Raw genomic sequence first — 23815 nt, 5'->3', positions numbered from 1 at the left:
CAGCAGATCAAGAAAAACTAGGAGGTAGCGATGGTGAAACGGAAGTGGTTGCGGGACTATTTAGGCATTGTGCTGGGCACGGTTATCACCGCGCTGGCACTAAATATCTTCTTAATTCCTAACAAAGTTGCAGCCGGTGGCACTAGCGGTCTGGCCACTGTACTTCACCATATTTTCGGGTTGCCGGTAGGGATGACCATGCTGGCGCTTGATATTCCCATGTTTTTGATTAGTGTTAAGGTTTTGGGCGCCCGTTTTGGTGTGAACACGCTGCTTGGCGCCGGGATATTGGCGGCAAGCATTGATTTAACTGCCCCGTTTGTGCCGGTTTTAACCCGCGATTTACTGCTGAATTCGATCTATGGCGGTGTGCTTGCCGGGGTTGGGATGGGCATTGTCTTTAAATTTAAAGGTACAACCGCAGGCACTGATCTGGCGGCGGCTCTCATTAATAAACTGACAGGTATTAGCCTGGGGCAGGCGCTGTTAGGCGTTGATTTCTTTGTTATTGCCTTGGCAGGCGTTGCGTTTGGCAGCGCTGAATTGTCATTATATGCACTTATTTCTTTATTTGTCACTACCCAGATTATTGATCTGGTACAGGAGGGCCCCAGTGCCGCCAAAGCCTTTTTTATTATGTCACATTCCTCAGATGCGGTGGCTGATGCTATCATGGCTCAGCTTGGCCGGGGGGTAACCCTGCTGGCCGGACGCGGCGCTTATACCAAGGCTGAGCGTGATGTCGTATTCTGTGTGGTCAGTACCAGGGAGGTTTCGCATCTCAAAGACCTGGTCTACCGGATTGACCGAGAGGCGTTTGTTATTGTGGCTGATGCTCACGAAGTACTTGGCGAAGGCTTCTCTTCCCCTCGCTGAAACGGGCGATAAACGCCCACCTGCTTCGTTGCTCCTCAGAACGATTGCTTGCGTACGGATGTACGCGGCGCTGCACGTTCTTCCGGTGCGCCTCGCATCTGGGCATTTCTCGCCCGTTTCAGGCCTTAGGCATTTTAGTTGCTTTAATGCAATTGTCGATAGAGTTTTGGGTGACGACTCGTCCAGGTTGCTGGACATCGGGAGTTGGGTGACGGCTCGTCCAGATTGCTGGACATTGGGAGTTGGTGACGCTCGTCCAGATTGGCTGGACATCGGGAGTTGGGGGATGACTCGTCCAGCGTAGCTGGACATTGGGAACGCGTGAACGCGTGGATGCGGGGATTGGCCCTGCCTAATGAAGTGAGACGCTTAATTTAGATAAAGACTATGGGGGGTTTTTGAAAGTATGGTAAAGAAGTTGACATCAGAACAGCTCCATGAGCTGGCCGGCCGGGCTAAGTCGATCAGGCGCAATATTGTGAGCATGGTTACTGAAGCTAAATCGGGCCATCCAGGCGGTTCATTGTCTGCTGCCGATATTCTTTCAGTATTGTATTTTGCTGAAATGAATGTTGAGCCTGCTAAGGCGAAGGATGCTGACCGTGACCGTTTTGTACTGTCGAAGGGGCATGCGGCCCCGGTGCTGTATGCTACGCTTGCTGAAAAAGGGTATCTGCCTGTGGAAGAGCTGCTTACTTTGCGTAAGGTTAACAGCCGTCTGCAGGGCCACCCTGAGATGAAGGCTATCCCGGGTGTTGATATGTCGACCGGTTCTTTGGGACAAGGTCTGAGTGCTGCTAACGGGATGGCGCTGGCTGGTAAGATTGATGCCAGGGACTACCGGGTATATGCCCTGCTTGGTGACGGGGAGCTGGAAGAAGGCCAGATCTGGGAGGCAGCTATGTTTGCCGCTCATTACAAACTGGACAACCTTACCGCCTTTGTAGACTTTAACGGCCTGCAGATTGACGGCCCTGTTGCTGAGGTCATGTCACCGCTGCCGATTCCGGAGAAGTGGCAGGCTTTTGGCTGGAATGTGCTGATCATTGACGGCCATGACTTCAATGCCATCTATGATGCCATTCAGACAGCTAAGACAGTAAAAGACAAACCAACCATGATTGTAGCCAAAACCATCAAGGGCAAAGGCGTCTGCAAAATGGAAAATGTCGCCGACTGGCATGGCAAAGCCCCCAGCCGGGAAGAATGCCAATTATTTTTAGCTAATATAGACGAAATGGATTAATCATCCTACCCCGTTTTAAAGACTATGAATATACACGATGCTGGTTATGAATGCCCAGATGCTAGGCGCGACGAGAACCGTAGCGGAGGCGTACGCGGGAGTACGTTGAGCAACGGATCGCAGGAGCAACAACGCAGATGGGCGTTCAGAACCGGCATCCCATGAAAGAGGTGCAAAGATAAACATGGCTAACCAAGCGACTAGGGACGCCTACGGTGAGGCACTTAAAGACCTGGGCGAACGTAATAAAAATGTTGTGGTGCTGGATGCTGACCTGTCCAAATCTACTAAAACCAATGTATTTGCCAAAGCATTTCCGGACCGGTTTTTTAATGTCGGCATTGCCGAGCAGAATCTGATGGGTACTGCCGCCGGCTTAGCTGCCGCCGGTAAACTGCCCTTTGTATCAACCTTCGCTATGTTTGCCACCGGACGGGCGTTTGAACAGATCCGCAACTCAATCTGCTATCCTAAGCTAAATGTTAAGATTGCGGCTACCCACGCCGGGCTGACTGTTGGCGAAGACGGTGCCTCGCACCAGTCGGTTGAGGACATCGCTATTATGCGGGCTGTGCCGAATATGACAATCATTGTACCGGCTGATGCTGTTGAGACTAAGCAGGCTATCGATTTTGCCGCTGAGTATCAGGGACCTGTCTATATCCGGTTAGGCCGGGCCGCGGTACCTGATATATTTGGCGAGGCGTATGAATTTCGTCTTGGCAAAGCCGCCTTGTTGACCGATGGCGTCGATGTAACGATCATTGCCTGCGGCATTATGGTGGCACCTGCCCGCCATGCGGCTGAACAACTTATTTCCCAGGGAATTAGTGCCCGGGTACTTGATATGGCTACTATCAAACCGATTGATAAAGAGGCAATTATTGCTGCTGCCCGTGATACCGGCGCCATTGTTACCTGTGAAGAACACAGCATTATCGGCGGCCTTGGCGGCGCAGTAGCCGAAGTACTTGTCGAAAGTTTCCCTGTACCGATGGAACGGGTTGGTGTCATGGATACCTTCGGCGAATCCGGTACACCCGGAGATCTGCTGAAAAAATATAATCTGACAGAAGACGCTATTGTTGCTGCTGTCCAAAGGGTAGTCAGCCGTAAAAAAGCGTAAGGACGGACTGAAGCATTAAAGAAGCCCGCACATGCATATGTATTATGTATGTGCGGGTTCTATTTTTTAAAAAGGAGGGGTTGTGTGAGCAACTGGACAGTAGTAAACCTGGCCCGCCGGGTATTACGCCGGGCCGGGATCGGATTGGTCGGCCTGCTGGCGTTGATACAGATGGGCGGAGCCCTGTCGACAGCCGCCTCCATGCTGGTATCGCTGGCTTTTTATGCCCTGGCCTTCGGGGGCAGATTTGCACTGGGGTTTGTTCTTCTTTTACTGATTCATGAACTCGGGCATGTAGTGGCTTCCCGCATTGTCGGGCTGCGCGCCACCGGGCCGACCTTTATCCCGTTTATCGGCGCTGTTATCAGTTTAAATCGCGCTCCTGTCAATGCCAAGATGACAGCCAATATCGCGATTGGCGGTCCGGCGGCCGGTACTCTCAGCGCCCTGGTATGCCTGGTTTTGTATCTGTGGAGTGATAGTACGCTGGTACTGGTGCTGGCGTATACGGCCTGTCTGCTTAATCTTTTTAACCTGATCCCCTGTGCGCCGCTTGACGGTGAACGTATTGCCGCTGCCATCTCGCCGCGTCTGTGGTGGATTGGCAGTCTTGTTATTGGCGCAGTTTTTCTATATACCCATAATATATTTATATTAATTATCTTCCTGTTTTCACTGTTTGAATTATGGCGGGGCGAAGAGCAGCTGGATAGCAGCTATTATCAGCTTACCGCCGCCCAGCGGCTCAAGGTAGCCTGGTGGTATTTTGGTTTGTTGAGTGTACTGGGGATTACGACCTTGTATACGATGGAGTTACTGAAGTAGTGTACTATGCTGGAAAAATATAGCAAGATATAATTGATGTTACAAGAATAAGGAGGTTTTTCAAAAATCATGTCGAATACAAGAAATTGCTTTTAGTCTTTGAATTAACAATGGAGGTACTGTAGGATTTGATTACAATGAGTGAAGTGTCGAAAGTATATAACAACGGCTCGGTTGCTTTAGCAGACGTTTCAGTAGACATTGGCAAAGGGGATTTTGTTTTTGTAGTCGGTCCGAGCGGCGCAGGCAAATCGACCTTCATTAAATTAATTTTTAGAGAAGAATTGCCTACCAGCGGGCGGCTTGTCGTTAATGGGCGTAATGTTGTCGATATGATGTCTAAGGAAGTACCCTATTTGCGGCGGGGATTAGGGATTGTATTCCAGGACTATCGTCTGCTGCCGAATAAAACTGTATATGATAATGTGGCTTTTGCCATGCAGGTCATTGAAGCGTCACGGCGTGAGATGCAGAAACGCGTTCATAATGTACTTGAACTGGTAGGCCTCAGGCATAAAATTCGTACATATCCGTCAGAACTGTCCGGTGGTGAGCAGCAAAGGGTCGCTATTGCCCGGGCTATTATTAATAACCCGGTTGTTGTGATTGCTGACGAACCAACAGGCAATCTGGATCCAGATACTTCCTGGGAGATTACGAAGGTATTTGATACAATTAATAAGGCCGGCACCACCATTGTCATGGCTACTCATGATAAAACTGTAGTTGATGCGATGAAGAAACGGGTTATTGCTATCGAAAAAGGCCGTATTGTCCGTGATCAGGTAAAAGGGGTATATGGCTATGAGGATTAGGACATTTGAATATTTTGTGCGTGAGGCCATTTCCTCCCTCAAACATAATGGACTGATGAGCATTGCGTCTGTCAGTACGGTGGCGCTCTCGCTGTTGATCCTGGGGATGTTCCTGATTATGGTTCTCAACCTTAACCACATGGCCTCAACCCTGGAAACCCAGGTACAGATTACCGTGTACATGGAAGACTCGTTGTCTGACCGGGATATGCGGGAGATTGGCACAAGGATAACCAAGCTGAACGGGGTTACCCAGGTCATGTTTGTTGATAAAGAACAGGCTTTGGTTAAATTTAAAGACAGACTGGGTGAGCAGCAGGGATTGCTTACCGCTCTGGGCGATACCAATCCACTGCCTAATTCTTTTGAGGTTAAAGTAGACAAGCCTGAGTATGTTAAGCCGGTGGCTAATTCAATCAGCCAGCTTAAAGGCGTGGAAACCGCTAAATATGGCCAGGAAGTTATTGAACAGTTGTTTAGTCTGACCAAAATGATCCGGATTGTTGGGCTGATTCTGATTGGTTTTCTGGCACTGGCCGCTTTGTTTATCATTGCCAATACCATTCGAATTACGGTGTTTGCCCGTCGCAAAGAGATTGGGATTATGAAGTATGTTGGTGCAACTGACTGGTTTATCAGATGGCCTTTTATGATTGAAGGGATGATCTTAGGCTTTGGCGGTGCACTCTGCGCGGTATTGATTCTGAGCCAGACCTACAGTGCACTTACTGAAAAAGTCTATGAGTCACTGGCTTTCCTGCCGCTGATTCCTAAAAACCCGTTTTTAACCCATATCAGTATTGTGCTGCTGGTCGTAGGGGCGGCAATCGGCGCACTGGGCAGTACGATTTCACTTCGTCGCTTTATGAAGGTGTAACAGGAGGGAGAACCCTTGGTAATCAAACGGATGTTGTCTTTAGGTCTTGTTCTATTGCTTTTGGCTAGCATAATCGGTACGGCGTTAGCCGCTGAGATCGACCAAAAACAACGGGAACTGCAAACAATTCAGCAGCAGATGGAAGTCCAGCAAAACCGGGCAGCCCAGGCGCAGCAGCAGGTTGACAGTGTATCAGATCAACTTAAGGTTATTCAGGTTGACCTGGAAACTGTCGCCGGTGAATATAATGCTATTTTATCCAAGCTGGCAGCCACCGAGCAGCAAATCACAGTAAACACTGAGGTGCTGGCTAAAGTTGAAAAAAATCTGGCTGAGCGCAGCCAGATACTCAATAAGCGGATGCGCGATATTTATAAAAACGGTCAGGTGAACTACCTGGATGTGCTGTTAGGCGCCACCGACTTTGCTGATTTTACCACAAGGGCCGATTTGCTAAAAAGGGTTGTCAATCAAGACCTGACACTTGTTGCCCAGGTAAAGGCCGAACGCGAGCTTGTTGTTCAGAAACGGGCTGAGCTGGAGCGGGATAAGGTGGCCATCGCTGAGCTTAAGCAGCAGGCCGCAGCGAAAAAACTCGTGATTGAATCCCGCAAGAATGAACGGGAACAGGTGTTGGATTCAGCAGTAAATGAACGTGATACAGCCGAGCGGGCCTACCAGGAGCTTATGGATACCTCGCGTCAGATCGAACAAATGATCAGGCGCATCCAGTCTGGCGGGAGTGCCAACGGGCCTGCGGGCGGCAGCGGTGCACTGATCTGGCCGGCATCCGGCCCGATTACCTCACCGTTCGGCTGGCGGGTCCATCCGATTTTTGGCACCCAGCGTTACCACAGCGGTATTGACATCGGTGCCGATTATGGGGACTCAATTTTAGCTGCAGACAGCGGCACAGTAATCTTTAGCGGCTGGATGGGCGGCTATGGCAAGGCGGTTATCATTGACCATGGCGGTGGCATCTCGACGCTCTATGCGCATAACTCTGAACTGCTTGTGGAAGAAGGGTACCGGGTACAAAAGGGGCAATTGATCTCCCGCTGCGGTACGACCGGTTACTCGACCGGGCCGCATCTGCATTTTGAGGTGCGGGAAAATGGTACGCCAGTCAGTCCGATGGGATATCTGCCTTAGCGGCGCAAGAATATTTATCGGCAATTTGACATATAGTTAAAAATATAAAATGAAAAGGGATAAGTCCGGTATCGAACCCGCGACTTCAGCGAGGTGTATTTATTGAGCCGCCGTAAAATAATTTTTGGTGCAGTGTTATTGGTTTTAGTGACATTTTTGACAACCTCGGCCGGATTCCTGTACCTGATGAATGCCTGGTCCTCTGATGTTGCCAGCACCATTAGGGTGCTGCGGGCCCTACAGGTTGTCAAGGCCCGCTATGTTGAGGATGTTCCGGTTGACACACTGATGGCCGGGTCAATTAAAGGCATGGTTAACTCCCTGAATGATCCGCATTCTGTGTATATGGATGCAAAAATGTTTAAAGAGTTTATGATTGAGACCGAGGGTTCTTTCGGTGGTGTAGGTATTGTTATCGGCACCAAGGATAAACTGCTTACTGTTGTTGCGCCGATTGAAGGTACCCCGGGCGAGCAAGCCGGTATCAAAAGTGGTGACCAGATTATCAAGATCGATGGTCAGGATACCAAAGACCTGGCGCTTGACGAGGCTGTTAACAAAATTCGCGGTCCGGAAGGCAGCCAGGTTGCGTTAACGATTCTGCGGGGGCAGGAAGTCAAAGAATATACCCTAACCCGCTCCAGCATCCAGATTAAGACTGTAGCCGGTAAAATGCTGGAGAACAATATCGGTTATATCCGCATCGCGATGTTTAATGAGAACACTGGCAATGATTTTATCCATAAGCTGCAAGAGCTTGAAAAGCAAGGCCTCAAATCGCTGGTGCTTGACCTGCGGGATAACCCGGGCGGGCTCTTGGATGAAAGCGTTAAAGTCGCCAGTCAGTTTGTTCCCAAAGGCCCGGTCGTTTCAGTTGTTACCCGGGACGGCCACCGGGAAACGCACTCCTCCAATCTGCCGGCACCCAAGTATCCGGTAGCTATATTGGTTAACGGCGGCAGTGCCAGCGCCTCGGAGATTGTTGCCGGGGCAGCTCAGGATACCGGTGTGGGCACCTTAATCGGGACCAAGACCTATGGTAAAGGCTCTGTCCAGACGGTCATCCGTCTTGATGAAGGTTCAGCCATTAAGCTGACCATCGCCAAGTATCTAACACCGAAAGACCGGTCCATTAACGGTATCGGCATTGAACCGGACATTAAAGTGGAATTGCCTGAAACAAAAGATAAAGATGTGCAGCTTGATAAAGCGCTTGAGGTTTTAAAAAGCAAAATGTAGGATTGGGTTGGTTTATAGCGAATATAAACCAACCTTTATCTTCATTAACAGCCTTATATATCCCCAGACTAAGCTTGTTTGAGGTGAGGACAACTTGTTTCCATGGTCAGATATCGCTTTACTTATTATTAGTGGGGCCTTAGGGATAATCTTCGAGTTTAATTTTTTGTTGATACTGGCGCTGGTTGGTTATCAATACTGGCAGACTCAGAAGCGTCAGCTAAAAATGTTTGGCGTGTACAACTATACCCTGACTCAGCAGGTGCTGCTGGCCGGGTTTTATGGGCTTATTGGCGGCATAACCGGCAGCTTTTTACTGACGCTTGTCGGCGTTACGCTGAATCAGCTCGGCCTGGCCTATATCTGGCCGGTGGCGCTGGCACTTATGCTTATCAATATGCGGTTCTTATGCTTTGCCTACGCCGGCGGCCTGGTGGCTTTGTCCAATGTACTGTTTGGCTGGCCTGAGGTTGACGTGCCGCAGGTATTGGCCCTGGTGGCGGTACTTCACATTACGGAGAGTTTATTGATTGCGATCAGCGGCGGCTATAGCGCGATGCCCATGATCATCAAAAAAGCAGACGGCCGGTTAGTCGGGGCGTTCAGCCTGCAGAATTTTTGGCCGCTGCCGCTGGTCATTCTGGCCGCTGTTGCTGTACCAGCCGGGAATGCTGCCGGCGGTATTATCCACATGCCTGAATGGTGGCCGCTCCTGCCGTTGTCCCTGGAACCGCCAACTGGCTCCAGCTGGGTCTATGCGATGGCGCCGGTGGTGGCCGCCCTCGGTTATACCGATATGGCTATTGCCAGCCTGCCACGCCGGCGGCGATTGCAGTCAGCATTAAATCTGGCTGTATATAGCATTGTTTTGTTGGCACTGGCGCTGTTGGCAGCGAAATATTCCTGGCTGAAAGTGATTGCTGCTGTGCTGTCGCCAGTGGGTCATGAATTGCTGATTCAAATGGATAACCGCCGCGAGCTGCAGGCACCACCCCGCTTTGTACCTCCTCCTTATGGCGTAATGGCCCTGGATACTGTTGTCGATACACCGGCGGCTAAAGTACTTAAGCCTGGTGATATCATTACAAACCTGGCCGGTATACCTGTTAATAACCGCTATGATTTGGCTGCCGCCATTAGCCACGCACCGGAGCAGTTTAGTATTGCCCTGGAGCGGGACGGCAAGGACCTGGTTAAGGAGATCCGGTTTACGCGCGGCCAGCGCCGCTTGGGCGTCATTCTGGTGCCTGACGGTGACGAGCAGTATTATGCTGAGATGAATGATGAGCGGTATGGCCTGTTTGATTGGATTATTGATAAATTTAAACGGCGTTAAATACAATAAATTTTCAGGCACTGAGGTGAGATATAATGGCAACTGTACCCAAACTCAATACTGTCCACCAGGAAGGTGGCATTCCTTTTAAGGTTGAGGCCCCGTTTATTCCTACCGGCGATCAGCCATCAGCCATTGTCCAGTTAACTAACGGTATCGAACGCGGCGACCCGGCCCAGGTACTCTTAGGGGCTACCGGCACCGGTAAGACCTTTACTATGGCCAAGGTCATCGAGGCTGTGCAAAAACCGACTTTGGTTATTGCCCATAACAAGACACTGGCTGCTCAGCTGGCCAGTGAGTTTAAGGAATTCTTCCCCAATAATGCTGTTGAGTATTTCGTCAGCTATTATGACTATTACCAGCCTGAAGCCTATATTGCCCATACTGATACCTACATTGAAAAAGATTCCTCAATTAATGATGAGATAGACAAGCTGCGCCACTCGGCTACCAGTTCGCTGTTTGAACGGCGTGATGTCATCATTGTTGCCAGTGTGTCCTGTATTTACGGTTTAGGCTCACCGGATGAATACCGGGGGTTGGTATTGTCACTCCGGCAAGGCCAGATTAAAGACCGGGATGAAATATTACGCAAGCTTATCGCAATCCAGTATGAGCGCAACGATTACAACTTTACCCGGGGTACCTTCCGGGTCCGGGGTGATACTGTTGAGATATTCCCGGCTGCCTATGGGGAAAAGGCCTTACGGATTGAACTATTTGGTGATGAGGTAGAGCGAATCCTGGAAATCGATACAATTACCGGCGAGATTCTTGCCGAGCGTAAACATATTGCTGTCTATCCGGCATCCCACTATGTCACCTCACGGGAAAACATGCTGCGGGCAGTGCAGGATATTGAGAACGAGCTGGATGACCGCCTGGCTTATTTCAGGGCTAACGGCAAGCTGCTGGAGGCGCAGCGTATCGACCAGCGCACCAGGTATGATCTGGAAATGATGCAGGAAATGGGCTACTGCTCTGGCATTGAGAATTACTCCCGGCATCTTACTAAACGCCAGCCGGGCGAATCACCGTTTACGCTTGTGGATTATTTTCCTGAAGACTTTCTCATTGTCATTGACGAGTCCCATGTTACCCTGCCACAGATTAAAGCGATGTATGCCGGTGACCGCTCGCGGAAAGAAGCACTTGTCGAGAACGGCTTCCGGTTACCATCGGCATTTGATAACAGGCCATTAACCTTTGATGAGTTTGTTGCCAGGATTAATCAGATTGTCTATGTTTCGGCCACACCGGCTGCTTATGAGCTAAAAGATGCCAGCCAGGTAGCCCAGCAGGTCATTAGGCCAACCGGTCTGATTGATCCGGAGATTGAGGTCCGTCCTATTAAAGGGCAGATGGATGATTTGCTTGGCGAGATTAAACTGCGTTCAGCAGCCAATGAGCGGGTGCTTGTAACTACGCTGACTAAGAAAATGGCGGAAAACCTGACCGAATACCTGAAAGGGATGGGGATTAAGGTCAACTATCTCCATTCAGATATTGCGACAATCGAGCGGGTGGAAATCATCCGTGATTTACGTGCTGGCGTGCATGACGTGCTGATCGGCATCAACCTGCTGCGGGAAGGTCTTGATATGCCGGAAGTGTCACTTGTGACCATCCTGGACGCGGATAAAGAGGGCTTCCTGCGATCGGAGACCTCGCTGGTTCAGACAATTGGGCGTGCGGCCCGTAATGCCCACGGCAAAGTCATTATGTATGCTGATAAGATTACTGACTCGATGCGCCGGGCGATGGGCGAGACCGAGCGCCGGCGTGAAATTCAGCTGGCCTATAATGTTACGCATGGGATAACCCCCAAGACAATTGAAAAGCGGGTTAAGGAACTTATTGAAACAACTAAGATTGCTGAGACACCTGCTGCCTACAAAGCTGATCGCATTGGTAATATGGACCGCGCCGATATGCTTGAACTGGCTGCCAATCTGGAGAAGGAAATGCGCCAGGCCTCTAAGCAGCTTGAATTTGAGCGGGCTGCCGAACTCAGAGACATGGTAGTCGAACTCCGGCAAAAAGCCGGGGCCGGTCCGGGAAAAACAAAAAACGCCGCCGGCGGTAAGCCAAAGCGGCAGAAAAAATAAGAAGGAAGTTAGTGCCAGACACAAAAACACCCGGCGTTGCGGCCGGGTGTATATTTAGCCTATTTTAAGTTTTCGTATCTCAGTTTCCTGTCTGAAAATGCGTTCATTTACGACCTGGAGCTGCGCAGACAGATCGGCAATGTCGTCTTTTGTGGCAGCATTGGCCAGCATTCCTTCAATTTTGGCAGATGTATAACCAAGGTTGGTTACCAAGGCGTTTAGTTCTTCGGTGCGGTGTAAGAGCGCGCCAATGAAATGATTATTTTCATTCTGCTGTGTTTTACTGGCCATATCTGCTTTAACCTCAGAGAGTTCGGCTTTTACGTTATGAAGTTCAGTTTTTACTCCGCTAAGATCGGTTTTTAGATAAGTAAGTTCAACTTTTACATGAATAAGATCAGTTTTTACAGCACTAAATTCATCTTCAAGGTGGTTAAGACGGGTACCAATCTGTGCTTGACCTTCAGATAATTGTTTTTGGCCTTCAGATAATTGTTGCTGGCCTTCAGATAATTGTTTTTGGCCTTCAAATAATTGTTGCTGACCTTCAAGGAGTTGCCTTAATATCTCCTCCACGCCGATCCCTCCTTTTGCTCTTATACTGTCATTGTACCTGTTGAGCAGGAAAAGGACAAGGGTCAACATTTTGTTGCAACTGCATGCTACCATTACAGCGAGAATACTGGTATAATTAAAAAGTTGAATAATCAATATCAATTAATAGATAGTAGTTTAAAAGAGGGGAACCATTACATGACAGACAGCATTATTGTTAAAGGTGCCAGACAGCACAATCTAAAAAACATTGACATAACGATCCCGCGTGACCAGCTGGTAGTTATCACCGGTCTGAGTGGATCAGGGAAATCTTCACTGGCATTTGATACGATCTATGCCGAAGGTCAGCGCCGCTATGTTGAGTCATTATCGGCTTATGCCCGGCAGTTTCTGGGCCAGATGGACAAGCCTGATGTTGACTATATCGAGGGTTTATCACCAGCCATCTCGATTGATCAGAAGACTACCAGCCGCAACCCGCGTTCGACTGTGGGAACAGTAACTGAGATTTATGATTATCTACGTCTGCTGTTTGCCCGGGCCGGCCGTCCCTATTGCCCGAAGTGCGGCAAACCCATCAGTCAGCAAACCGTCGAGCAGATGGTTGATCAGTTGCTGGCCCTGGGCGATGGCGCCAGGCTGAGCATCATGGCCCCGGCGGTGCGTGGTAAAAAAGGTGAGCATCAAAAAGTCCTCGAGGATATCCGCAAGAACGGCTATGTCCGGGTGCGGGTGGATGGCGAGATTCGCGATATCACTGATGAGATTAAGCTGGAAAAAAATAAAAAACATACCATTGAGGTTGTTGTCGACCGTATTGCTGTCCGGGAGGGCGTCGCCGCCCGTCTGGCAGATTCAATCGAGACTGCGCTTAAACTGGGCGGTGGTATCCTGACTGTGGATGTCGGTGGCGCCGATGAGCTTATGTTCAGCCAGAACTTTGCCTGTGTTGACTGTGGCATCAGCCTGCCGGAGATTGCGCCACGGATGTTTTCTTTTAACAGCCCGTTTGGAGCTTGTCCGGACTGCACCGGCCTGGGCAACAATCTGGAGATTGATGCGGCTCTGGTAATCCCTGATCCGGGCAAATCGTTTATTGACGGGGTCATTGCCCCGCTCAGCAAGAGTTCTAACTCCTACTTTATGTGCCAGCTGGAGGCAGTGCTTGAACACTACGGGCAGACACTGTATGACAGTTGGGAAAAAACACCCGAACCAGTTAAAGAGATTATTCTCTATGGTGCAGGTCAGGATAAATTTACCTTCCGTTATGAGAACATGTACGGTGAAAAGAAGACCTATCACGCGAATTTTGAAGGTGTCATTCCCCTGTTGTCCCGTCGTCACCGTGAATCAACCTCTGACTGGGCCCGGGAGGAGATCGAAGAGTATATGAGCTCCAAGCCCTGCCCGGCCTGCAAGGGGGCGCGGCTGAAACCGGAGGCGCTGGCTGTCAGGATCAGTGGTAAGAATATCAATGAAGTGACCCGGATGACGGTCGCTGAATCGAAAGAGTTTTTTGGCAGCCTGGAACTGACCGCAAGGGAGGCTGTTATTGCCAATCAAATCCTTAAGGAAATCAATGCCCGGTTGGGTTTTTTACTTAATGTCGGCCTTGATTATCTGACACTGGACCGGGCGGCGGGAACTTTGTCCGGCGGGGAGGCCCAGCGGATCCGGCTGGCCACCCAGATTGGCTCAGGTCTTGTTGGGGTGCTTTACATCCTGGATGAGCCAAGTATTGGCCTGCACCAGCGTGATAATAACAGGCTATTAGATACCTTAAAGCATATGAGAGACCTTGGTAATACGCTGCTGGTGGTGGAGCATGATGAAGATACCATGTATGCGGCAGACCATATTATTGACATTGGCCCGGTTGCCGGTGCCGGCGGCGGTACCATTGTTGCCCAGGGCACGGTTGAGGAGATCAAAGCCTGCGAAGAATCTGTGACCGGGCAGTATCTAAGCGGCCGGAAAGCCATTCCGGTCCCGGCTGTGCGCCGGCAGCCTAACGGCAAATGGCTGGAGGTAATCGGCGCTACGGAGAATAACCTCAAAAAGCTTAATGCCCGCTTCCCTTTAGGGGTATTTACCGCGGTTACCGGTGTGTCCGGCTCCGGGAAAAGTACCCTGGTTAATGAGATATTATATAAAGGCCTGGCCAGTCAGCTATACCGTGGCAGCCACGCCCGGCCAGGGGCTCATGACGGGCTGCGCGGCCTTGAGTATATTGACAAGATTATTGATATCGACCAGTCACCCATTGGCCGTACACCACGCTCCAACCCGGCGACCTATACCAGCCTGTTTGACAATATCCGGGAGGTATTCAGCCAGACGCCTGAATCCAAGATGCGCGGCTACAAGCCGGGCCGGTTCAGCTTTAACGTCAAGGGCGGCCGTTGCGAAGCCTGTAAAGGTGACGGTATTATCAAAATCGAGATGCATTTCCTGCCTGATGTGTATGTGCCGTGTGAGGTATGTAAAGGGGCCAGGTATAACCGCGAGACCTTAGAGGTTCGCTACAAAGGCAAAAGTATTGCCAATGTGCTGGATATGGTTGTTGATGAGGCGGTTGAATTCTTCCAGAACATCCCGAAGATTCACCGTAAGCTGCAGGTCCTGCAGGATGTTGGTTTAGGCTATATTAAACTTGGTCAGCCGGCCACCCAGCTGTCAGGCGGTGAGGCCCAGCGGATTAAGCTGGCGACCGAACTGGCCCGCCGCAGCACCGGTAAGACCCTCTATATTCTGGATGAACCGACTACCGGGCTGCACACTGCCGATATTCATAAACTGCTGGAGGTATTGCAGCGGCTGGTCGACGGCGGCGACACGGTTGTTGTTATTGAACATAACCTGGATGTGATTAAAACAGCCGACTATATTATTGACCTGGGCCCTGAGGGCGGTCACCGGGGCGGGACCATTGTCGCCCAGGGCACACCGGAACAGGTAGTGGCTGTACCGCGGTCCTATACCGGTCATTATTTAGCCCCGATTTTAGCACGCGGACCGCGGCAGTAAGGGAGGTATCCGGCCATTTCTATAATCTCCGCCGTCGTTGAGGAAAAACTGGCGCTGTTGCCTGATAAGCCTGGCGTATATCTGATGAAAGACAATAAAGGCCGGATTATCTATGTTGGCAAGGCGATCAATCTGAAAAACCGGGTGCGTTCCTACTTTCAGTCAAGCCGCAATCATGCGCCGAAAGTACTGGCGCTGGTGGCGCGGATTGCTGATCTGGAATATATCATTACCGCATCTGAGATTGAAGCGCTGATCCTGGAGTGCAACCTGATCAAAAAGCACCGGCCCAAATACAATATCAGCCTGAGAGATGATAAAACCTATCCATATATTAAAGTGACTTATGAGGATTATCCACGGGTGTATGCTACCCGGAAAGTGGTAAAGGACGGTGCCCGCTACTTTGGTCCATATACCAGCGCCGGGGCAGTCCATGAAACCCTGCGGCTGTTAAAGACCCTCTTTCCCCTGCGTTCCTGCCGCAAGCTTGATGCAAAACGGCCTTGTCTTGAACATCATATCAAACGCTGTCTGGCCCCCTGTGCCGGCAAGATCGATCAGGCAACCTACGGCGAGATGATCAAAGCCGTGGGGCTGTTCCTGGAAGGCCGCAGTGATGCTGTTGTCAAAAATCTTAGACGGCGTATGGCGGAAGCTGCTGAGGAACTGGCGTTTGAACAGGCGGCCAGGCTGCGTGATCAGCTTACGGCTGTTGAGAAGATTATTGAAAAGCAAAATATCGTGACAGGCAGCGGCGATCAGGATGCGGTCGGTCTGGCCCGGTCGGCAGCCGGCATCTGTGCTCAGGTATTCTTTATCCGCAGTGGAAAGATGGTGGGGCGTGATCACTTTATGCTGTCAGGTGGCGAAGACGAGACCGACCAGAACATCCTGGAGGCTTTTGTCAAGCAGTATTATAGTAAAGCTGCCTTTATTCCCCGGGAAATCCTATTGCCGTTTGACGTGGCCGAACAGCAGCTCTTATCTGATTGGCTGAGCACTGTCAAGGGCGGCAGGGTGCAGGTGGAAACACCTAAACGCGGTACTAAAAAGGATCTGGTCAATATGGCGGCAGGTAATGCGGCCAATGTGCTGCAGGAGCAGGCAGTGAGGCAGGATTCTGATTTTGACAAAACAACCGGAGCGGCGGCCGAGCTGGGACAGTATTTGGGGCTGCCTGCTGCACCGGACCGGATTGAGTGTTTTGACATCTCGCATATTCAGGGTTCGGAAACGGTAGCCTCGATGGTGGTATTCGAGGGCGGGCAGCCGAATAAAAATGAATACCGCCGCTATAAGCTCAAAACAGTGGAGGGCAAGCCTGATGACTTCAAGTCAATGGAAGAGGTCGTGGGGCGGCGGTACCGTGAGGCCCTCGAAAAAGGTCCTGTTCCGGACTTAATCATTATTGACGGTGGTAAGGGGCAGCTTAGCTCGGCTCTGCCGGTTATCCGTGCCGCCGGGCTTAGTGAAGTGACGGTTGTTGGCCTGGCTAAAGAGTTTGAACATATTTTTCGCGAGGGAAGCAGCGAGCCGGTCATCCTGCCGCGTCACTCCCAGTCCTTGTACCTGGTGCAGCGCATCCGCGATGAAGCCCATCGTTTTGCAATCACCTATCACCGGAACCTGCGCTCAAAACGGAACCTGGTTTCTGTGCTTGACCATATCCCCGGCATTGGTCCCAAACGGCGCAAAGCCCTGTGGGATCACTTTGGCAGCCTGGCTAAGATTAAAGCAGCGGAAGTGGCAGAGCTGGCCAAGGTAGACGGTATGAGCAACCCGGCGGCTGAGGCAGTGTATAATTTTTTCCGCAATAAAAAAATATAATATACTTGTTAAAATAAGTATAAAACGGTTATAATGAAAGTAAGCTTTATATGACAAACGCCCTTGCTGTAACAAGAGCGTTTGTCGATGAATAGGCGGTTACTTGCCCAGCTGACTGATGATATGTGAGATCATCAGCAGCGCACCGGTTGAGATGGTTAGAGTGAACCATTTAGTCTCAAGGCGCATAGTTTCACCTCCTATTCGGTTATTGAGCAGAGACGGCATTCTCTGCTCAATTTTATTTTACATCACGGCATGATGTATGTCTGCAAATTATTGGTAATTTAGTTGCATTGTTGTTCCATAAATAGTAAAATATAGACATGCAATCTAATTGTTAAAAAGGAGTGATTGTCGTGGAAAAATATAAATGTATGGTATGCGGTTATGAATATGATCCTGCCCAGGGTGATATGGATCATGGTGTTAAGCCGGGAACGGCATTTGCAGATGTTTCCGAGGATTGGCAATGCCCGGTTTGTGGTGTAGGCAAAGACCAGTTTGAACAAATTTAATTACATACAAAAAAAGTCGCGCATGTGCGCGACTTTTTTAATGAGCGATTTTATTAAGATGCGGCAGCCAGCCTTTTTTCAGCATCAGCTGCAATAACCGATAGTCAAAATCAAGACCGTCATCCAGGGCTTTGCGGTACATGAGTGCAACATCCAGCTGATAGGACTGGTGCAGGCAGGTCAGCAGAACTGCTTGCGAAGCCTTGGCCATTGAGCCTACAGCAATGGCTATTTCTTTGTCCGTAAGCCGGGCATCATCAGGGATGTTAAGTGATGAATTATGCAGGTTGCGTTTGACAAAATGGAAGCCTGGTGTGTGGCCATCACTGCTTGCAAGCTTTTCTTCCGCCTCTTCAATCGTCATTTCGGTATGCTGGTCAATCGCTTCCTTAACAAGGGCCTTTAGCTCGGTGTCAGTGGCATGGTTGTACATCACCTGCAGGAGTGAAATGTTGAAACGGCCCTGAGCGACTATGCCGTATAATCCGGCAGCCTCAATGTAGTTTAAAGGTTCCTTGTCAAATATGGAATTCATGATCGTGCGGGTTTGTGAATTAATTTTGTCCATCACAGTCATCGTAATAGCCTCCTCAACTCAACGGTTATCTACTTGTAATATGGTCAAGTTGACAAATTTTATACCTGAGTTTAAACACAACCGGCAGGATTTTACCTGATAAACAAGAAATTCAACAAAAGGAAACTGTTTAACTCGGGAGGGAATTTTGTATGGATATAAATACAATTAGAACGTCGGCGCTGGAAAAGTTTCGCGGGGCATGCCGGGTTTGTCCGGTATGTAACGGGTATGTCTGTGCCGGCGAAGTGCCTGGCATGGGTGGCCTGGGTACAGGCGCGGCCTTTCGTCATAATGTACAGGCTTTGGCTGAATGCCGGCTAAATCTAAGAACTGTCCATAGTGTGAAAAATCCTGACTTGTCCTGCCGCATCCTGGGGTTAGACCTGGCGCTGCCGGTTATCGGCGCAGCAATTGGCGGCATTGCTCTTAATATGAATGGCGCGTTGTCTGAAGCGGCGTATACCGGGGCGATTGTCAGCGGTTGCCGCAAGGCGGGCACGATTGGCATGACCGGCGATGGTCCGGTGCCGGTAGTTTTTGATTCAGGTATGGCCGCTATTAGCCACGAACAGGGCTGGGGCATCCCTATTGTCAAACCGCGGGAGACAGATAAAATTGTTGAACTGGCCAAAAAGGCTGCCGCCGCCGGTGCACCGGCCTTTGGCATGGATATTGATGCTGCTGCACTTGTCAATATGACCAATGCCGGTCAACCGGTAGGTCCGAAAACTATCCAGGAGCTTGAATATATTAAAAACCATACAACAATCCCGTTTATTGTCAAGGGAATCATGACCCCCGACGATGCGGAATCCTGCTGGCAGGCCGGGGTTGATGCCATTGTTGTTTCCAATCACGGGGGCCGGGCGCTTGATCATACCCCTGGTACGGCTGAGGTGCTGCCGTATATCGCTGAGGCTGTCAAGGGAAAGATGACAGTGCTTGTTGACGGCGGCATCAGAAGTGGCGCTGATGTCCTTAAGATGCTGGCGCTGGGGGCTGACGCCGTATTGCTTGGACGGCCGCTGGCGATTGCTGCGGTAGGCGGTGGTGCTGATGGGGTGGAATTTGTATTAAATAAATATAAGGCTGAACTTAACGCTGCAATGACCCTGACTGGTACCGCCGGGTTGAGCGGTGTGCCTGTTGAGATTCTATGGTAAAACCATCAGGTCTTTACCGCAATGTAATTAGTACCGGCTGGGGTCTGGTGGCTGCCGTGTGGTCTGACACCGGCTTGTGGGAACTGGGTTTCCCACGCCCGGATGAGCGGCTTGCTGCTAACGATATTCGAACCCAGGATGCGATGCGGCTGGAGGACGGTCATAAGGCCCGTCTCTGGTCTGAGCAGCTGGCCGGTGACTTAAAGCTATATTTTCAGGGCTTTCAGATCAGTTTCTCAGTCCCTGTTGACTGGCGTTTTTATAGCCTGTTCCAGACGGCAGTCCTTAGATATACAGCAGATATTCCCTATGGAACCACTGTGAGCTACCAGGCGGTTGCTCAGGCTATTGACAGGCCCAGGGCAGTCAGGGCGGTGGGGGGTGCACTGCATAACAACCGCACACCGTTAGTGGTGCCTTGCCACCGGGTGGTCGGGGCTAATGGCCGTCTTACAGGTTTTGGTGGCGGGATCGATATGAAGCAGGCACTGCTGTTATTAGAAAGTGGGGACAGTTTATAAACAGTCTGCATATATATAGGCTTAAAGTGCTGTAAAAAAATGTTGCGGGAATTTTGTCTGGTGGGATATAATAATTAGTATCGGCTCTATGCTGCAATCGGTCTTATTCGGCAGGAGGGATTACCCGGTGACAGGTTTTTTGTTGCGAATTATAATTAATGCTGTTATTTTGATGGTAGTTGTGGCTGAAATACCCGGTGTTTTTGTTGATACCCTCGGAGGGACACTGCTTGGCGCGACGATTGTCGGCCTGGCTAATGCCGCCATCAGACCGCTGTTAGCCCTTACTGAACTGCCGTTCAATATAGTGACGCTGGGCAGTATTACCGTTATGACTAACATCTGTACACCCCTGATGGTCGTTAAAACACTGCCCGGTTTTCAAATAACCGGCGCCTTAGCCTTACTGACAAGCGTGCTGCTTATGACTCTATGCAGCTTTACGCTGTCTAAAGTAATAAAAGACAGGTAAAACCGGAGGGAATTTTGCAACAGCAAAATTCCTTTTTTACATGTCAGAAAGTACGGGCCCGCAACCCCGGTAACCCCCCGGCCTTTGCCGGAAAAAGCGTTCCGCAGGAGAAAAGCCGGGCGGTATTCCGTTAAGAAATCCGTACTGTTTGAGCGTAGCGAGTTTAGGGATTTTAGGAAGACCGTCCGGTTTTTCAGCTTTTGGAGGCTTCGGGCCTAGACCTTTTGTTACTTTTGTGGCAATGACAAAAGTAAAAACCATTCCTTTGTATTTCAGGATTATTTAATATGCGCAAAGCCAAAAGACCGAACAGCGGTTTTTCTTATTATATATGCAGTAAAGAAGTTTGCAGGCGCAGGTGGGTAGTGTACCGCCTGCAAAACTTTAAGGCGTGTATATAGAATAGGCTGCTGCTATAAAAAAGGAGATTGACAATGACGATAAAACTAATAGCCTTGGATTTGGACGACACCTTATTAGACAGTAAACTTGCCGTTTCACCGCGGGCCTGCGAGGCTATCCGCAAGGCTGTGGCCAGGGGGGTTACTGTGACTATCGCTACCGGGCGGATGTACGCTTCAGCCCTTCCCTATGCCAGGCAGTTGGGACTTGATGTCCCGCTTATTACCTATAACGGCGCGTTAATTAAGTCCAGTTTGTCGGGTGAGACCCTGCTGGACCGGCCAATTGCCGGTGAAATTGCCCAGCAGATACTTGAGCTATGCCGGGAGCGGGGCTGGTATATCCAGAGTTATGTAAATGACAAGCTCTATGTAGCAGAGGTTAATCATTATGCTAAACGTTACGCGGAGTTGGCCAGGGTACCGGTGACTGCTCTTGGGGATAGCTTTTACACTGTCAAAGAACGCCCGAGTAAGATGCTTATTATGGATAGTGCTGAAGCGATTGCACAGATCTTTACCATGGTTAAGGCTGCTTTTGGCGACAAACTCAGTATTGCTATTTCCAAACCGACTTTTATGGAGATTACCGACCCATTGGCAAATAAGGGGCATGCGCTCGCCTTTCTTGCGGACAAGCTGGGTATTAAGCAAGACGAAATTATGGCCCTTGGCGACAGTGGCAATGATCTGGATATGATTAAGTATGCAGGCTGGGGAGTGGCTATGGGTAATGCTAACGCGGCAGTTAAAGCGGCTGCACGGCTGGAGACCCTGTCAAATGATGCTGACGGTGTTGCGGAAGCCATTGAAAAATATGTTTTGCAAAACTTTAACGCGGATGTAAAAAAATAACTTTGTTATGACACCCTTCAGCAGGAAATTACAGGCGCAGGTGAGAATTATCATTACCAAAAGGGTATGGAGGCTCATTATGCGGGATAAGAGCATGAGTATACTGCTGGTGGAAGATGACGAAGTAGATATCATGAATGTGATGCGAGCCTTTAAAAGAATTAACCTGACCAATCCTCTATACATAGCCCGCGATGGCGTTGAGGCGTTAGCCATGCTACGCGGACAGAGCGGCCCAAGCGGTATGCTGAAGCCGGGAATCATTCTGCTTGATATTAATATGCCACGCATGAACGGGATTGAATTTTTGCGTGAAATCAGACAGGACCCTGAACATAAGATCTTGACGGTGATTGTTTTAACAACCTCTAATGAGGAATGTGATGTTGTTGCTGCTTATCAGCTAAATGTTGCCGGTTATATCATTAAGCCGGTGTCATTTGATCAATTTGTTGAAACTATGGCTGCGCTTGATCATTACTGGACATTAAGCGAAATGCCATAAGGGGGAGGCCTGGCATGGCTGAAGAACTCCGTATATTGCTTATTGATGACGATCAGGTTGACCGGATTATGGTCACACGGGCGCTTAAAGTGGCACACGCCGGTATTGTAATTGACGAAACCGATAATGGCACTGATGGGTTAAATAAAGCCCGGCTAGGTGGTTATGACTGTATTTTCCTTGATCACTGCCTGCCTGGCGACAATGGGCTGGCTGTGCTGTCAGCCATCCGTGGGGCCGGGGTCAAAACGCCTGTTATCATTTTGACAGGCCAGGGAGACGAACAGCTGGCTGTTGATTCGATGAAGGCCGGCGCCACCGACTATTTGGTGAAAGGGAAACTCACTGAAGAAAGCCTGTCCCAGGGGTTGCGGGCAGCGATCCGGCTAGGCCGTGCCGAGGCTATGATTGAGTATTTATCATACTTTGACAGGGCAACAGGGTTGCCTAATCGCCTGCTGCTGATTGACCGTCTGGTAATGGCTCTGTCGGCAGCTGAGCGCAGTAGTGGTATGCTGGCCCTGCTTTTTGTTGGCATTGACCGTTTTAAAATGGTCAATGATACTTTAGGCCATAGCCTGGGCGATAAGCTTATTAGTATTATTGCGATCAGGCTAACCCGCTGTTTGGGTGAAAAGGCTGTGGTCACGCGGGTTGGCGGCGATGTATTTGCCATTTTGCTGCCTGATCTGGTTGAGTCCAAAATGGCGGCAATCTTTGCTGAGATTATGATTGAGGAAATTCGCCGGCCGATTGACCTGGACGGTTATACCTGGCATGCCGCAGCCAGTGTTGGTATTGCTGTCTGCCCTGACGATGGGCAGGATGCGGACATGCTGCTAAAAAATGCCGAGTCGGCTATGTACCGTTCTAAAGAACAGGGTGGGGCCGGGTATCAGTTTTATACCAAGAGTATGAATGAAAAGGTGCTGGAGCGGATGATGCTGGAAAACAGCCTGCGCCAGGCGCTTAGTAATAATGAGCTGGTAGTCTATTATCAGCCACTGATTGATGGTTTTACCGGCCGCACTACCGGTTTCGAGGCGCTTGTCCGGTGGCAGCATCCCGAGCGTGGCCTGGTGCCACCTCTGGATTTTATACCGCTGGCCGAAGAAACAGGCCTGATTGTGCCAATTGGTGAATGGGTGCTCAGGACGGCCTGCGCCCAGAATAAAGCCTGGCAGGATAAAGGCTATCCGCCGGTTGTTGTATCGGTAAACTTGTCCGGCCGCCAATTTCGGCAGCCTAACTTTACCGGCAGGGTCAGTCAGGTGCTGGCTGCTACCGGTCTGGCCCCGGAATATCTGGAACTGGAGATTACTGAGAGCATTGCCTTGCACGATGTTGATTATACGATCGCTATTCTTAGCGAGTTGGGGGCAATGGGAATAAAAATTGCTATCGATGATTTCGGTACAGGGTATTCATCGCTAAGTTATTTAAAACGCTTTCCGATTACAACCCTGAAGATCGACAGGATCTTTATCCAGGACGCCACCCAGGATGCCCAGGATGCAGCAATTATATCTGCTATTATTGTACTGGCCCATAATCTTAGGCTCAAAGTTGTGGCCGAAGGTGTGGAAACAGGTGAGCAGCGGGTATTTTTGCGGGAGATGAATTGTAATACCATGCAGGGGTATCTATTTAGCCGGCCTTTGCCGGCTGCGCAGGTAGAAAATATGCTGGATCGCCAATGGTAGTCCCACGGCGGTCTTTTTTATTGATAATATTACAAATTTAGACAAAAATATTGCTGTAAACAGTATTTGTTTTACA

Annotated in this window: 21 protein-coding genes; 19 read left to right on the top strand and 2 right to left on the bottom strand. The window is 50.0% G+C overall.

The features are described 5' to 3' along the window. Window positions 1-30: 30 nt before the first annotated feature. The 10 genes from VN379_RS05950 to uvrB all read left to right on the top strand — a co-directional run bounded on the left by VN379_RS05950 (window position 31) and on the right by uvrB (window position 11603). Window positions 31-876, top strand: coding sequence for a YitT family protein (locus VN379_RS05950; RefSeq protein ID WP_325531809.1), 846 nt, complete (start codon window positions 31-33; stop codon window positions 874-876). Between the two features lie 406 nt (window positions 877-1282). Further along, entirely contained in the window at window positions 1283-2122 is an 840-nt protein-coding gene (locus VN379_RS05945) for a transketolase (RefSeq protein ID WP_325531807.1), read from the top strand. Between the two features lie 184 nt (window positions 2123-2306). Further along, window positions 2307-3248, top strand: a complete 942-nt coding sequence (locus VN379_RS05940; RefSeq protein WP_325531805.1) for a transketolase family protein — start codon at window positions 2307-2309, stop codon at window positions 3246-3248. Window positions 3249-3332: 84 nt separating this feature from the next. Then, window positions 3333-4073 carry a site-2 protease family protein gene (locus tag VN379_RS05935; protein ID WP_325531803.1) on the top strand — a complete coding sequence of 247 codons (741 nt, stop codon included), beginning with the start codon at window positions 3333-3335 and terminating at the stop codon, window positions 4071-4073. 128 nt (window positions 4074-4201) lie between these two features. Beyond that, window positions 4202-4888, top strand: coding sequence for a cell division ATP-binding protein FtsE (gene ftsE, locus VN379_RS05930; protein ID WP_325531801.1), 687 nt, complete (start codon window positions 4202-4204; stop codon window positions 4886-4888). Then, on the top strand, window positions 4878-5765 hold the full coding sequence (gene ftsX, locus VN379_RS05925; RefSeq protein ID WP_325531799.1) for a permease-like cell division protein FtsX: 888 nt from the start codon (window positions 4878-4880) through the stop codon (window positions 5763-5765). Before ftsE ends, ftsX begins: the two co-directional genes overlap by 11 nt. A 15-nt stretch (window positions 5766-5780) precedes the next feature. Continuing rightward, a complete protein-coding gene (locus VN379_RS05920; RefSeq protein WP_414714962.1) occupies window positions 5781-6917 on the top strand; it encodes a murein hydrolase activator EnvC family protein in 1137 nt (378 codons plus the stop codon). Window positions 6918-7019: 102 nt separating this feature from the next. Further along, a complete protein-coding gene (locus tag VN379_RS05915; RefSeq protein WP_325531797.1) occupies window positions 7020-8156 on the top strand; it encodes a S41 family peptidase in 1137 nt (378 codons plus the stop codon). 94 nt (window positions 8157-8250) lie between these two features. Further along, on the top strand, window positions 8251-9492 hold the full coding sequence (locus VN379_RS05910; RefSeq protein WP_325531795.1) for a PDZ domain-containing protein: 1242 nt from the start codon (window positions 8251-8253) through the stop codon (window positions 9490-9492). 35 nt (window positions 9493-9527) lie between these two features. Beyond that, a complete protein-coding gene (gene uvrB / locus VN379_RS05905; RefSeq protein ID WP_325531793.1) occupies window positions 9528-11603 on the top strand; it encodes an excinuclease ABC subunit UvrB in 2076 nt (691 codons plus the stop codon). Window positions 11604-11657: 54 nt separating this feature from the next. Here uvrB and VN379_RS05900 read toward each other — a convergent pair whose 3' ends face one another. Further along, a complete protein-coding gene (locus VN379_RS05900; RefSeq protein ID WP_325531791.1) occupies window positions 11658-12179 on the bottom strand; it encodes a hypothetical protein in 522 nt (173 codons plus the stop codon). Between the two features lie 177 nt (window positions 12180-12356). Between VN379_RS05900 and uvrA the strand changes: the two genes are divergently transcribed. The 3 genes from uvrA (at window position 12357) to rd (ending at window position 17539) form a co-directional block, all read left to right on the top strand. Continuing rightward, entirely contained in the window at window positions 12357-15191 is a 2835-nt protein-coding gene (gene uvrA, locus VN379_RS05895) for an excinuclease ABC subunit UvrA (protein ID WP_325531789.1), read from the top strand. Window positions 15192-15215: 24 nt separating this feature from the next. After that, window positions 15216-17021, top strand: a complete 1806-nt coding sequence (uvrC, locus tag VN379_RS05890) for an excinuclease ABC subunit UvrC (RefSeq protein WP_325531828.1) — start codon at window positions 15216-15218, stop codon at window positions 17019-17021. A gap of 359 nt (window positions 17022-17380) precedes the next feature. After that, complete coding sequence (rd, locus tag VN379_RS05885; protein ID WP_325531787.1) at window positions 17381-17539, top strand: rubredoxin; 159 nt, start codon at window positions 17381-17383, stop codon at window positions 17537-17539. 37 nt (window positions 17540-17576) lie between these two features. Here rd and VN379_RS05880 read toward each other — a convergent pair whose 3' ends face one another. Then, a complete protein-coding gene (locus VN379_RS05880; protein ID WP_325531785.1) occupies window positions 17577-18116 on the bottom strand; it encodes a DUF3231 family protein in 540 nt (179 codons plus the stop codon). A gap of 152 nt (window positions 18117-18268) precedes the next feature. Between VN379_RS05880 and VN379_RS05875 the strand changes: the two genes are divergently transcribed. From VN379_RS05875 to VN379_RS05850, 6 genes are all read left to right on the top strand, one after another. Next, complete coding sequence (locus VN379_RS05875) at window positions 18269-19282, top strand: alpha-hydroxy-acid oxidizing protein (protein WP_325531783.1); 1014 nt, start codon at window positions 18269-18271, stop codon at window positions 19280-19282. Further along, window positions 19276-19803, top strand: coding sequence for an MGMT family protein (locus VN379_RS05870; RefSeq protein WP_325531781.1), 528 nt, complete (start codon window positions 19276-19278; stop codon window positions 19801-19803). The genes VN379_RS05875 and VN379_RS05870 overlap by 7 nt, the downstream gene beginning before the upstream one ends. A gap of 127 nt (window positions 19804-19930) precedes the next feature. Further along, on the top strand, window positions 19931-20275 hold the full coding sequence (locus VN379_RS05865; RefSeq protein WP_325531779.1) for a phage holin family protein: 345 nt from the start codon (window positions 19931-19933) through the stop codon (window positions 20273-20275). A gap of 434 nt (window positions 20276-20709) precedes the next feature. Next, window positions 20710-21531, top strand: coding sequence for a Cof-type HAD-IIB family hydrolase (locus VN379_RS05860; protein WP_325531777.1), 822 nt, complete (start codon window positions 20710-20712; stop codon window positions 21529-21531). Window positions 21532-21610: 79 nt separating this feature from the next. Further along, complete coding sequence (locus VN379_RS05855; protein ID WP_325531775.1) at window positions 21611-22036, top strand: response regulator; 426 nt, start codon at window positions 21611-21613, stop codon at window positions 22034-22036. A 14-nt stretch (window positions 22037-22050) separates the two neighbouring features. Then, window positions 22051-23739, top strand: coding sequence for a putative bifunctional diguanylate cyclase/phosphodiesterase (locus VN379_RS05850; protein ID WP_325531773.1), 1689 nt, complete (start codon window positions 22051-22053; stop codon window positions 23737-23739). Window positions 23740-23815: the final 76 nt, after the last annotated feature.

The sequence above is a fragment of the Sporomusa sp. genome, assembly GCF_035561255.1.
Classification (GTDB): Bacteria; Bacillota; Negativicutes; order Sporomusales; family Sporomusaceae; genus Sporomusa.
The sequence above is the reverse complement of the archived record's forward strand: the minus strand, read 5'-3'. Positions and strand labels throughout refer to the sequence as shown.

Bases quoted from the DNA above. Each gene is read 5' to 3' on its own strand.
- VN379_RS05950 (WP_325531809.1), top strand. From the start codon at position 31: ATGGTGAAACGGAAGTGGTTGCGGGACTATTTAGGCATTGTGCTGGGC.
- VN379_RS05945 (WP_325531807.1), top strand. From the start codon at position 1,283: ATGGTAAAGAAGTTGACATCAGAACAGCTCCATGAGCTGGCCGGCCGG.
- VN379_RS05940 (WP_325531805.1), top strand. From the start codon at position 2,307: ATGGCTAACCAAGCGACTAGGGACGCCTACGGTGAGGCACTTAAAGAC.
- ftsX (WP_325531799.1), top strand. From the start codon at position 4,878: ATGAGGATTAGGACATTTGAATATTTTGTGCGTGAGGCCATTTCCTCC.
- uvrB (WP_325531793.1), top strand. From the start codon at position 9,528: ATGGCAACTGTACCCAAACTCAATACTGTCCACCAGGAAGGTGGCATT.
- uvrA (WP_325531789.1), top strand. From the start codon at position 12,357: ATGACAGACAGCATTATTGTTAAAGGTGCCAGACAGCACAATCTAAAA.
- VN379_RS05880 (WP_325531785.1), bottom strand. From the start codon at position 18,116: ATGACTGTGATGGACAAAATTAATTCACAAACCCGCACGATCATGAAT.
- VN379_RS05875 (WP_325531783.1), top strand. From the start codon at position 18,269: ATGGATATAAATACAATTAGAACGTCGGCGCTGGAAAAGTTTCGCGGG.
- VN379_RS05870 (WP_325531781.1), top strand. From the start codon at position 19,276: ATGGTAAAACCATCAGGTCTTTACCGCAATGTAATTAGTACCGGCTGG.
- VN379_RS05860 (WP_325531777.1), top strand. From the start codon at position 20,710: ATGACGATAAAACTAATAGCCTTGGATTTGGACGACACCTTATTAGAC.
- VN379_RS05855 (WP_325531775.1), top strand. From the start codon at position 21,611: ATGCGGGATAAGAGCATGAGTATACTGCTGGTGGAAGATGACGAAGTA.
- VN379_RS05850 (WP_325531773.1), top strand. From the start codon at position 22,051: ATGGCTGAAGAACTCCGTATATTGCTTATTGATGACGATCAGGTTGAC.